Below are 11,802 nucleotides of genomic sequence, written 5' to 3'. Positions count from 1 at the left end.
GGGCGGGGCGGCGGTAGCGGGCGGACGGGGCGGGTGGATGCACCGCTGCGCTCGCTCCGGCGACGCGCCTCATCAGATAGGAAGAACCACATGCCACGAATCGGATTCCAGCTCAAGGTCGCGCCCCAGCACATCGACGAGTACGTGCGCCGTCACGCCGAAGTGTGGCCCGAGATGCTCGCCGAGATCGCAGCCGCCGGTCGCCGCAATTACTCGCTCTTCCTCGCGCCGGATGGCACCCTGTTCGGCAGCTACGACGTCGACGACGAGGCCGCCGCCAACGCGTACCTCGCGGCATCGCCCGTCGCGGCGCGCTGGGAGGCCGACATGTCCCAGTTCTTCGACGGCCTCGAGGGTCGCGCCGACCAGGCCGCGTCACCCCTCGTCGAAGTCTTCAACCTGGAAGACCAGCTCGGCGCGTAGCCGGCTTTCCGCCCGCCGCCCTGTTCGCGCCCTGTTCGCCACCCTCCGGCCCAGTCCGGGGCCGCATCCGCATCCGCATCCGCACGGGAAAAGCTCCTTCGTTTCGAAACGAACATGCGTTTCTCGTGTGGATGCGCCGGGAGGGGGCGGGAGTGCGGGGGGAGTGCGCGGGCGGGCGGGGGAGTGCGCGGGCGGGGCCAGCGCGGGCGCGGGCGCTGGTGGAGGCTTACGGCGGGCGGGTGTCGATGTCGCGGCCGTGCCATAGGTCACCGCATTCGACCGAGACAGCGCCCTGAGCTGTCAGGTACGCACCCGAGCCTCGATCCCCGTCGAGGCTTGCGGCGAGGGCGGTCCAGTGCGCGCGCCCGATGAGCACCGGATGCCCAGGCTCGCCCTCGTAGCTCGCCCGGGCGAGCGAACCGCCCGCGCTCAGAACCCTCCGGCAGGCCGCGACCGGCAGCTCGGGCGTATCGACGGGCACCAGCAGGACGGCGTCCGCGTCGGTCACCGCGGCGGCATGCAGCGCGGCGCGCACCGAGGCTGCGAGGCCCTCCGACCAGTCCGGCACAGTCACGACCGTCGCGCTCGCCGGTACGAGCGCGTCCGCCTCCGCCCGCCCGGCGCCGAGGGCGACGAGCACCTCTGAGCATCCGGCCCCGAGAAGTGTCTCCGTTGCCCGCGCCACCCACGGCGTGCCGTCGGGCAGCGACGCCAGCGCCTTTGGCCCGCCGAACCGCGAGCCGGCCCCCGCCGCGAGCACAACCCCGGACACGTTCACCCGCTCACCTGGGCCGAAAGCATCTCGGCTGGCCTCGCCGCATGCGCAACCCCCAGGTCTCTCCGCGCCCCCTGGGCAGACCTGGGCTTCCGGCATCTGCATGCGCCGCTTTGGCTGCGCAACCGCGAGGTCTGCACAGCGTTTTGACTCGCCCGCGCAGACTTGGGGCTCGCGCATCCGCATGCGCCGCTTTGGATGCGCAAACCCCAGGTCTGCGCGGAGCGCACTCGACGCCCTGGGCGGCGCCACACGCTTCGGCTCACACGCAGCTCCTCACATGTGTGCCAACCCGCGCCCACTCGGCGTTCACGTGGCGACGCGCACACCCAGCGGCCGGTGCACCGGCCCGGACAGCTCAGACAGGCGGCGGCCGGATGCGCCATGTCGGTCGGCGATGATCTCGGCGAGGATCGAGAGGGCCGTTTCCTCGGGGGTTCGCCCGCCCAGGTCCAGGCCGATGGGGGAACGCAGCCGCTCCAGCTGCTCGGGCGGCACGGGCCGCTCCCCACGTGCCGATGCTGCAGCACGCGCCGGCGGCTCAGCTGGCGCCGATGCTTCCGCTGACGTCCACGCTTGCGCATCAGCTGGCGCCGATGCTCCCGTGGACTTCCACGCTTCCGCAGGCGCTGGTTGCTCCCCAAGCGTCGACGATTCCGTGAACCCCGCGGGCCCCGACGACCCAGCGCGCTCCGCGAGCCGCTCGAGCCGCTCTTCGTGCGTCTGTCGGCTCCCCATGACGCCGACGTACCCGGCCGCCGAAGCCAATGCGACGCGCAGCGCTGGCACGTCGAATTTCGGGTCGTGCGTGAGCACGCACACGGCGGTGCGCGCATCCATCTCAGCGGTCGCCAGGTAGCGGTGCGGCCAGGCGACAACCACCTCGGCGCCCGGGAAGCGGGCTGTCGTCGCGAACACCTCGCGCGGGTCGACAACCGTGACGCGCATGCCCGCGGCGATCGCGATGCGCGAGAGGGCGACGGCGAACTCGACCGCGCCCACGATGACGAGCCGGGGCGGCGAACCGAGGGTGATGGTGACAGCACCCGCCGAGGGCGGCGCCGTCTGGTCAATCGCACCTCGCCCGAGATCGGCCCCAGCAACCGTCAGCGTGTAGGTCACCTGCATGGCCCGCGCCTCGCGTTCGGCCAGCAGCAGCACGTCGTGGGCGGCGGCGCTCCCGGGCAGCACAGGACGCACCAGCACCTGGATGACGCCACCGCAGCTGAGTCCGACCGAGAACGCCTCCGCCGAGCTGTACCCGAACGTCTCGACGCTCGCGGCGCCGCTCTTGATCGCGAGCAGGCACTGCTCGTACACGGCGCCTTCCACGCACCCGCCCGACACGTTGCCGAACACCTCGCCGTCGGCGGACACGATCAGGCTCGCGCCCACTTCCCGGGGCGCGCTGCCGCTGACGGCGACAAGCGTCGCCATCGCGAACGGGCGCCCACGCCTCGCCCACACGGCAGCCATCGGCAGGATTCCTCGCATGCCGAAACGCTAGGCGCGCCCCATTGCGTGCCTGTTGCAGGGACATGAAAGACATCGGCGTCCGCGACCCACGATCGAAACACCGCCGAAACGGCCGTCTGCTTCACTCCCGAGCATCCGATCTCGCGCACCCGTGGATGCTCGTGCGCGAGTCATGACCGGGAGGTGCCATGGACATCACGACGGTGCGCTCGTACCGCGTCGCACGAACCCGCGAGGAGCTGCTCCTCGCCCCAGGCGAGGCGATCATGGCGGGAGGCACGTGGCTCATGAGCGAGCCCCAGCCGACGACGACCGGCTTCGTCGACCTGACTGGAATGCCGTGGCCAGACCTTGAGGTTGACGCTGACGGACTGCGCATCTCGGCGACCTGCACGATTGCGACGCTGGTCGCGTGGGCGGAGCGCGTGCGCAAGGGCGAGACGCTGCCAGTGCAGGAGGAGTGGCCGGCGGTCTCGCTTGTTCGCGGTGCCGCGGACGCGCTCCTCGCCTCGTTCAAGATCTGGAACACGGCAACGGTCGGGGGTAACATCTGCCGCGCCTTCGCGGCGGCTGGCATGATCTCGCTGTGCGTCGCGCTCGACGGGACGGCAGAGATCTGGCGCGGCACCGAGGATGTGCGGATGCCCGTCGCGGAGCTCGTGACGGGAGACGGGACGACCGCCCTCCAGCCCGGCGACGTGCTCCGCAGCATCCACCTGCCCGCGACCGCGCTGCGCTCGCGCGCCCTGCTCCTCAAGATCGCGCTCGCCGAGTACGGTCGCTCCGGCGCCGTCGTGACGGGTCGAATCGACCCGAACGGCCGCAGCGTCTTCACGATCACGGCCGCCACGAGTCGGCCGACCGTGCTCGCGTTCGCGCAGCTACCGACCGTCGAGGAGCTTGCCGCGCGCATCGGGCAGACCGACGGCTACTACTCCGACCCGCTCGGCTCGGCCGACTGGCGTCGCGCCGTGAGCCTGGTGCTCGCCGAGCGCATCCGGGGGCGGCTCTCATGAAGTTCGAAGTAGACGGCACCGAACGCACCTCCGAGCCCCGACCCGGTCAGTGTCTGCGGACCCTGCTGCGCGAGACAGGCTCCACGACCGTGAAGAAGGGATGCGACGCGGGCGACTGCGGCGCCTGCTCGGTCCTGCTCGATGGCACGCCCGTGCACTCGTGCCTGATTCCTGCCATGCGGGTCGAGGGGCGTCGCGTGACGACGGCCGCCGGCCTCGCGCCGGGCGACGAGCTGCACCCGGTCCAGGAGGCGCTGGCGGAGGGGTTCGGCTTCCAGTGCGGCTTCTGCACTCCGGGAATGAGCGTGACCGCGTCGACGCTGGGGGAAGCCGACCTCGACGAGTTCGACAAGCGGATGAAGGGAAACTTGTGCCGCTGCACGGGCTACCGCCCCATCCGGGAGGCGATCTGCGGGTCCGTGCGCGCGGGATCCTGCGCGAAGAGCTGCGTCGCGTCGAAGACATCCGCCACCTCGAAGGCCTTGCCGCAGACCGCGTCTCAGCCCAAGCCCAAGCCGCTGCCCCACGTGTCGCCCGCGCCCGAGGCTCAAGCCCAGTCCCGGCCCGCGCCCGACCCCAGGCCCGCGCGCGACCCCGCGCCCGACCCCCAAACCGTCGGCAACTCCGTCGTCCCCGAAGCCGCGCGACGCATCGTCCAGGGTCTCGAGCCGTTCACGTTCGACCTGCCGCCTGGCCATCCGGCGAGCGACGCGCTGGTCCTGCGGGTCGTGACGAGCCCGCACGCGCACGCGCGCATCCTGAGCATCGACACGACGGAGGCCCTCGCCGTGCCGGGAGTCGTGCGGATCTTCACGCACGCGGACGTCCCGCAGCGCCGCTACTCGTCTGCCCGCCACGAGCACCGCACCGACGACCCCGACGACACGCTCCTGCTCGACAGCGTCGTGCGGCACATCGGGCAGCGTGTCGCCGCGGTCGTCGCAGAGTCCGCGGATGCGGCGGATGCGGCGCGCGCCCTCGTCCGCGTCGAGTACGAGCCGCTGCCGGCGGTCTTCGACCCCGAGGAGGCCCGCCGGCCGGGCGCCCCGCTGGTGCACCCGGACCGTACGCCGGAGGAACGCGTCGACGAGGCGGACCGAAACGTCATCACGAGCGTCCACGCGGGCCCGGACCTCACCGAGGCGTTCGCCTCGAGCGCCGTCACCGTGTCCGGCTCGTGGCAGACCGCGCGCGTCACGCACGCACAGCTCGAGACGCACGGTTCGATCGGCTGGCTCGACGACGACGGCCGCCTCGTCATCCGCTCTTCGACGCAGGTGCCGTTCCTCGCCCGCGACGAGATCGCCCACCTCTTCGACCTCGACCGAGACCGGGTGCGGGTAATGGCCGCGCGCCTCGGCGGCGGGTTCGGCGGCAAGCAGGAGATCTTCACCGAGGACCTCGTCGCGCTCGCGGTGCTGGCCACGGGCAGGCCCGTCTCCTACGAGTTCTCGCGCACCGACGAGTTCCAGCGCGCGGCCGTCAGGCACCCGATGCGGGTGTCGGTCACGCTCGGCGCCGACGCGGACGGGCTGCTGACGGCGATGCAGCTCGACGTGCTCAGCAACACGGGCGCGTACGGCAACCACTCGCGCGGCGTTCTCTTCCACTCGCTCGCGGAATCGACGACCATCTACCGCGTCCCGCTGCGGCGACTGGATGCGGAGGTCGTGTACACGAACACGGTCCCCTCCGGCGCCTTCCGCGGCTACGGGCTCGGCCAGGTGATCCTCGGCGTGGAGTCGGCGATGGACATGCTTGCCGAGGAGCTCGACCTCGACCCGTTCGAGCTCCGGCGACGCAACGCGATCCGCGAGGGCGATGACCCGGGGCATTACGACCTCGTGTGGGGCAGCTACGGGTTCGACCAGTGCCTCGATCTCGCGCAGGACGCGCTGCGCCGCGGCAACGGCGCGGAGGCCCCGCCGGGTTGGCTCGTCGGGGAGGGCGTCGCTGCGGCCATGATCGCCACGATGGCGCCGTTCGGGCACATCGCGCACACGACCGCGACGCTCCGCGCAGACGGCACCTACCTGCTGCGGACGGGGACGGCCGAGTTCGGCAACGGCACGACAACCGTGCTCAAGCAGATCGCGGCCACCGACCTTCGCACGAGCTTCGACCGACTCGTGCTGTGGAACTCGGACACGGATGCGGTCGAGCACGACACGGGTGCCTTCGCCTCCGCGGGCATCACGGTCGCGGGCAAGGCGCTGCACGCCGCCTGCCTGTCGCTCGGGGAGCGGATGCGGGAGCGCGCCGCGGCGATCACCGGCTCACCCTTGGCGGATGTCGAGCTTGCGCTCGACGGCGTCGAGACAGCGAGCGGGCTCATCGGCTTCGCGCAGCTGGCGTCGGAGGGGAACGGTGGCGAGATCACGGCCGACGGCAGCGAGCTCGGCGAGCACCGCTCGCTCGCGTTCAACGTGCACGCCGTCAGGCTGGCCGTCGAGCCGGAGACCGGAACGGTGCGCATCCTGCAGTCCGTGCACGCCGCCGACGCGGGGTACGTCATGAACCCTGCCCAGTGTCGCGGGCAAGTTGAAGGGGGCGTCGCGCAGGGCCTCGGCAGCGCCCTCTACGAGGAGGTCACGCTCCACGACGACGGCCGCGTCGCCAACCCCGTCTTCCGTCTCTACCGGGTTCCCCAGTTCGCCGACGTGCCGAACACCGAGGTGTACTTCGCCGACACAAGCGACGACCTCGGTCCCTTCGGCGCCAAATCGATGAGCGAGTCGCCATACAACCCCGTCGCACCCGCCATCGGCAACGCCATCGCGCGCGCGCTCGGGAGCCGCCCGTTCGAGCAGCCCTTCACTCGCGACAGGGTCTGGCGAATTGCGAATCACGCCCGTAACACCCACGAACCCATCCCCGAAATATGACCTGCCTAATGTCGCGAGTAGGGAGTGGCTGACGGCTGATCGACGCGCGCCAGACACGACCCACCCCACTGCAGTCAAGGAGATCCGATGCACACACTCACCAGAACCCGCCGACGCGCAACCGCGGCACTCGCTCTCGCCGCAACGGCCGCGCTCGCCCTCACAGCGTGCTCGCCAAGCGCTTCAGAGACGTCCCCGGGGAGCGCATCCGTCGACCACGGCGAAATCAGCGTGCAGTACTCGTGGATCAAGAACGAGGAGTTCGCGGGCGAGTACTACGCCTACGACAACGGCTACTACGACGAGGCGGGGTTCTCCGCGGTGCAGGGCGTCGCGGGTCCGGACACGGGCGTCGCGAAGCTCCTCTCCGGTTCGGTGCAGTTCGCGCTCAGCGACGCCGCCTCCGTCGGGGCCGCGGTCGCTGAGCAGGATGCCCCGCTCAAGATCGTCGCGACCACGTTCCAGAAGAACCCGTTCACCATCCTCTCGCTGACGGATAAGGGCAACATCGCTACCCCGGAGGACCTCGTCGGCAAGAAGATCGGCGTGCAGGACTCGAACGCCTCCGTGTTCAAGGCGCTGCTCGCCGCGAACGGCATCAGCGAGGACCAGGTCACCGTTGTCCCCGTCGACTTCGACCCGACGCCCCTCATGAACGGTGAGGTCGACGGCTTCATGGCCTACCTGACCAACGAGGCCATCACGGTCGAGATGGAAGGGTACGAGGTCACGAACCTCGCCTACGCGGACAACGGCCTGCCGTACGTCGCCGAGGCGGTCACGGTGACCCAGCAGTACCTGGACGAGAACCCGGACCTCGTGAAGGCGTTCCTGATCGCCGAGATCAAGGGCTGGACCGACACGTTCACGCAGCCGGTGGACGACACGGTCACCAAGGTGACGGAGCACTACAACGCATCGGCCGCTGCCGGCGACCTGACCTTCGGTGAACTCGACCCCGCGAAGGTCAAGGCCGGGCTCGAAGCCCAGGCCCAGCTGATCTCCACGCCGGAGACGGAGGCCAACGGCCTGTTCACCATCTCGGACGAGCTCAAGGCCCAGTCCATCGCCTCCCTCGCCGCTGCCGGTTGGGAGCTCGAGGTCGACGACCTGTTCGACACGACGATCCTCGACGAGATCTACACCGAGAACCCCGAGCTGAAGAACTACCAGCCCTAATCCCATGACCCTCACCGATACAACAACGGATTCCGGTGCCGAAACCGGCACCGGAATCCAGATCTCCGGCGTCTCAAAGTCCTTCGAGCTGCGCGGCGGGAAATCGCTGCTGGCGTTGCAGGACACGGACCTGCACACCGACAAGGGCTCGTTCCTCGCGCTCCTCGGGCCGTCCGGATGCGGCAAGTCGACGATCCTGCGCATCCTCGCAGCCCTCGACCACCCCACGTCCGGCAGTGCGCTCGTCGACGGGCAGACGCCCGACCAGCTGCGCGCGAACAGCGAGCTTGGCATCGCGTTCCAGGACCACGCGCTGCTTCCCTGGCGGAGCATCCGCAAGAACATCGAGCTGCCGTTCGAGGTTGCGGGGCGACCGGTCGACAAGGCGTACGTCGATGAGCTGATCGCCCTCGTGGGGCTCAGCGACTTCGCGAACGCCAAGCCGGCGCAGCTCTCTGGCGGCATGCGGCAGCGAGCGTCGATCGCTCGGGCCCTCGTGCTCAAGCCTTCGGTGCTGCTGCTGGATGAACCCTTCGGGGCGCTCGACGACATGACGCGGCAGAACCTCAACCTGGAGCTGCTGCGCATCTGGACCGAGAAGCCCGCGACGACGCTGCTCGTCACGCACGGCATCAGCGAGGCGATCTTCCTCGCGGACCGGGTCGCCGTCATGTCGGCGCGTCCCGGTCGCGTGCAGGAGATCATTGAGGTCGACCTGCCGCGGCCGCGCACCCCCGAGATGATGCGCACGCCCGAGTTCCACGCGCTCGTCGACCGCGCCTCCGAGCTGCTGTTCGGCGTGCACGGACACGCAGAAGCCGAGGCCTGACGATGGCCAGGGAGCGCATCCCCGGCTGGCTTGCCGCGCTCATCGGCGGGGCGGTTCTCATCCTGATCTGGTGGCTCGTCTCGGTCGCGGCCTTCCAGCCGTCGGAGGGGACGAGCTTCACCCCGGTGCCCTCACCGCTCGCCGTCTTCGACTGGCTGTTCGTGCAGGGCAACATCGCGGGAACGTGGGGTGTCTTCGCCCCGACCATCACGGCGGCGGCCATCGGCTACGTGTGGGGCAACGGCATCGCGCTGCTGCTCGCGACCGTCGTGCTCGTCTTCCCCCGCCTGGAGACGGTCATCACGCAGATCGCCGTCGTGACGTACTGCCTGCCGATCGTCGCAGTCGGCGGCATCTCCATCGTGGTGCTCGGCGGGGCGAAGAGCCCCGGCGACCCGTCGGAGACGGCCATCTTCCTCGCGGCGCTCGTCTGCGTTTTCACGACCGTCGTCGGCGCGATCCTCGGCTTCAAGTCGGCCGACCGGGCGTCGCTCGACGTCGTCCGCGTCTTCGGCGGCGGCTCGTGGATGCAGATGCGCAAGGTCCGTCTTGTTGCTGCACTCCCCGCCATCCTCAACGCACTCCAGATCGCCGTGCCCTCGGCGTTCCTCGGCGCGGTGCTCGGCGAGTACCTCGGATCCATCACCGCGGGAGTCGGGCCGACCCTCATCCGCTTGCAGGGGCAGCTCGACTCGGCCGGGGTCTGGTCGGTGTTCCTGCTGTGCGCGGTGTTCGCGCTCGCGGCCTACGGGCTCTTCGGGCTCGTCATCCGCTTCATCACACCGTGGGTCTCCGGAAAGGCAGTGCGATGACCGCGATCGTGCAGGACAAGCAGGCGAAGACAGCGGCTGACGACGCCGCCGCGACCCTGATCGTGCGCGAGCGACGAAGCGCCCTCCGGAAGACGGTGCTGCGCTCGCTCGGCTCGGCGGGCATCACGCTTGTTGTGCTGCTCCTGCTCTGGCAGGCGGTCGTGAGTTTCACCGGTATCTCCTCGTTCATCGCCAAGGGTCCGCTGGACGTGTGGGAGTTCCTGGTCGGGGCCGAGGACGCCGCAGAGCACCGAGCGCAGATGTTCCCGCTCGTCGGGCAGACGCTCGCGGACTCGGCGCTCGGATTCGTCGTGGGCATGGCTGTTGCCATCGTTCTCGCGGTGGCCTTCAGCCTCTCCCGAGGGGTCGAGGCCGGGGTGATGCCGCTTGTGCTGCTGCTGCGGACCATCCCGCTCGTCTCCATCGCGCCCGTCATCATCCTCATGACCGGTCGAGGCACGACGGCCTCCGTCGCGGTGATCGGGACGATCGTGGTCGTCTTCCCGGCGCTCGCGAGCGTGCTCTTCGGCCTCAGCCGGGCGAGCCAGCAGAGCCTCGACGTCGTGCACGTGTTCGGCGGCGGTCGGCTCACGAGCCTGCTGAAGGTCAACATGCCTGGCGCGCTGCCGTCGATCTTCGCGGCCGCCCGGGTGTCCGTGCCCGGAGCCGTGACGGGCGCGCTGCTCGCCGAGTGGCTCTCGACGGGAACCGGCATCGGCGGCGCGATCCTGAAGTTCAACGCGCAGGCGCAGTTCTCCGAGCTGTGGACGTCGATCGCGCTCATCACCATCATCACGCTGGTGTCGTACAACCTTGTGCAGATCGTCGAGAACATCGTCCTCGACCGCATGGGGATGGGCGTCTCCCAGCGCTGAGCCCGCGGCGCCGCGGCGTCGGCGCTGGATCGCGCACGCCGAGACGACGGGGCCGGGAGATTCCTCCCGGCCCCGTCGTCATTCAGTGCGGGTGGCCGCGGAGGGGGATGATCGCCGCCGGCAGCTCGTGGAGTCTTGCCGACGCCTCCTCGGCAAGCGGATTGGTGGATGCGCCGCCTCGGTTCACGAGCTGACCGCCGACGTAGACGGCCTCCAGGTTCCTGGGGTTCATCGCGAGCACGTACGAGCGCACCGGGTGCCAGAGGGGACCGACGTCGGGGGAGCGCGGGTCGACGACGACGAAGTCGGCGAACTTGCCGACCTCGAGCGAGCCGACACGATCGGCGACGCCCATGATCTCGGCCCCGCCGAGGGTGTGGAGCCGCAGCATCAGCTCTGGCATCATCGACAGCGGGTCTTTGGTGCGTGCACGCTGCATGTAGATGCCCATGCGCATGTTCTGCCACGGGTCGCTCACGTCGGTGCAGGCCTGGTCGTCGAGGCCCACGCCCACCTTCATGCCGAGTTCAAGCATCTCCGGTACGAGTGCGACGCCGGAGGCGAGCCGCCCGTTCGATGCCGGCTGCCAGGACATGCTCGCGCCGCGCGCGGCGGCCTCGGCGATGATCTCCGGGGTGGTCTGGATGAAGTGCCCGAACATGAGGCCGAGCTCGAGGGCACCCGCATCCCGATACAGCGCGAACTTCGACTGCTGGTGCTCGACGGCCTCTGGCGACTCGAGGAAGTGCGCCTGGTTCGTGATGCCGAAGCGGCGCATCGCCTCGGCTTCGAGTTCCGCGGAGTCGTCCCGTGGCGACCACTGCACCTGGCCCATGATGGATGAGCCGAGTGCAAACGCCGGGTCCATGGCCCTCGTGTGCGCGACCTCGGCCTGGAGCCTGTCGAAGATCTCGTCGTCGCTGCCGACGGTCGCGTCCATACCGGATGCATCCACGAAGCGGATGCCGGAGTCGAGCGTGCCGTCCGCCTGGCGGTAGTGATACTCGAGCGGGCGGATGCCGGCGGTTCCGGTGCGCTTCCCGTCGACCATCGACTCCCACGCCTGCAGCGGGTCGGTGAAGTTGTAGGCCGTCGTGACACCGTTCGAGAGGAAGTCGAGCGAGCCGTGCAGAGTCGACCAGTACAGCTGCTCGGGCGTCATGTGTGCGGTTGTGCCCAGCATCGAGTCGCACCAGCCGTAGAGGGTGTCGGCGACGCCGAGGCCCCGCAACCCGCTCGTGAACAGGTGCGAGTGGCTCGAGACGAACCCGGGGGCCACGAACTTCCCGGCCACGTCGAGGGTCTCATCGGCGGTGACGGACGGGGCCCCGCTGCCGATCGCGGCGATGCGGCCGTCTTCGACGAGCATCCAGCCGTCTTCGATGTAGCCGGCATCCGTGGAGCCCGTGGGGATCGTGATGAGGCGCGCGTGGGTGACAAGGAGGGACATGCTCGCTACGCTAGCCAGCCCATGTTTCGGGTCTGTCACGGCGTCGGCCCTGTCACAGCTCTGCGGTGCCCTGAGGTGCCTT

The 11,802-nt window shown here is 69.8% G+C and carries 10 protein-coding genes; 7 read left to right on the top strand and 3 right to left on the bottom strand.

All coding sequences use genetic code 11. The annotated features are described in order from the left end of the window. The first annotated feature begins 90 nt into the window (after window positions 1–90). A complete protein-coding gene (locus tag C5B85_RS15885; RefSeq protein ID WP_104244631.1) occupies window positions 91–423 on the top strand; it encodes an L-rhamnose mutarotase in 333 nt (110 codons plus the stop codon). Between the two features lie 226 nt (window positions 424–649). Here the strand turns inward: C5B85_RS15885 and C5B85_RS15880 are convergent, their stop codons facing one another. Continuing rightward, on the bottom strand, window positions 650–1,201 hold the full coding sequence (locus tag C5B85_RS15880; RefSeq protein WP_104286983.1) for an NTP transferase domain-containing protein: 552 nt from the start codon (window positions 1,199–1,201) through the stop codon (window positions 650–652). Window positions 1,202–1,507: 306 nt separating this feature from the next. After that, window positions 1,508–2,692: an XdhC family protein gene (locus C5B85_RS15875; protein WP_104286982.1), complete on the bottom strand. Its 1,185-nt coding sequence runs from the start codon at window positions 2,690–2,692 to the stop codon at window positions 1,508–1,510. A gap of 170 nt (window positions 2,693–2,862) precedes the next feature. Between C5B85_RS15875 and C5B85_RS15870 the strand changes: the two genes are divergently transcribed. From C5B85_RS15870 to C5B85_RS15845, 6 genes are all read left to right on the top strand, one after another. Next, window positions 2,863–3,690 carry a xanthine dehydrogenase family protein subunit M gene (locus C5B85_RS15870; RefSeq protein WP_104286981.1) on the top strand — a complete coding sequence of 276 codons (828 nt, stop codon included), beginning with the start codon at window positions 2,863–2,865 and terminating at the stop codon, window positions 3,688–3,690. Then, complete coding sequence (locus C5B85_RS15865) at window positions 3,687–6,575, top strand: molybdopterin cofactor-binding domain-containing protein (RefSeq protein ID WP_104286980.1); 2,889 nt, start codon at window positions 3,687–3,689, stop codon at window positions 6,573–6,575. The genes C5B85_RS15870 and C5B85_RS15865 overlap by 4 nt, the downstream gene beginning before the upstream one ends. Before the next feature lie 87 nt (window positions 6,576–6,662). Next, on the top strand, window positions 6,663–7,754 hold the full coding sequence (locus tag C5B85_RS15860) for an ABC transporter substrate-binding protein (protein ID WP_104286979.1): 1,092 nt from the start codon (window positions 6,663–6,665) through the stop codon (window positions 7,752–7,754). A 4-nt stretch (window positions 7,755–7,758) separates the two neighbouring features. After that, window positions 7,759–8,583: an ABC transporter ATP-binding protein gene (locus C5B85_RS15855; RefSeq protein WP_104286978.1), complete on the top strand. Its 825-nt coding sequence runs from the start codon at window positions 7,759–7,761 to the stop codon at window positions 8,581–8,583. A gap of 2 nt (window positions 8,584–8,585) precedes the next feature. After that, window positions 8,586–9,395, top strand: a complete 810-nt coding sequence (locus C5B85_RS15850) for an ABC transporter permease (protein WP_104286977.1) — start codon at window positions 8,586–8,588, stop codon at window positions 9,393–9,395. Further along, window positions 9,392–10,270 (top strand): ABC transporter permease, encoded by an 879-nt coding sequence (locus tag C5B85_RS15845; protein ID WP_104286976.1) that lies wholly within the window; start codon window positions 9,392–9,394, stop codon window positions 10,268–10,270. Before C5B85_RS15850 ends, C5B85_RS15845 begins: the two co-directional genes overlap by 4 nt. Before the next feature lie 82 nt (window positions 10,271–10,352). Here C5B85_RS15845 and C5B85_RS15840 read toward each other — a convergent pair whose 3' ends face one another. Continuing rightward, window positions 10,353–11,720 (bottom strand): amidohydrolase family protein, encoded by a 1,368-nt coding sequence (locus tag C5B85_RS15840; RefSeq protein ID WP_104286975.1) that lies wholly within the window; start codon window positions 11,718–11,720, stop codon window positions 10,353–10,355. Window positions 11,721–11,802: the final 82 nt, after the last annotated feature.

The organism is Pseudoclavibacter sp. AY1F1, assembly GCF_002931075.1.
In the GTDB taxonomy this organism is placed as follows: Bacteria; Actinomycetota; Actinomycetes; order Actinomycetales; family Microbacteriaceae; genus Pseudoclavibacter.
The sequence above is the reverse complement of the archived record's forward strand: the minus strand, read 5'-3'. Positions and strand labels throughout refer to the sequence as shown.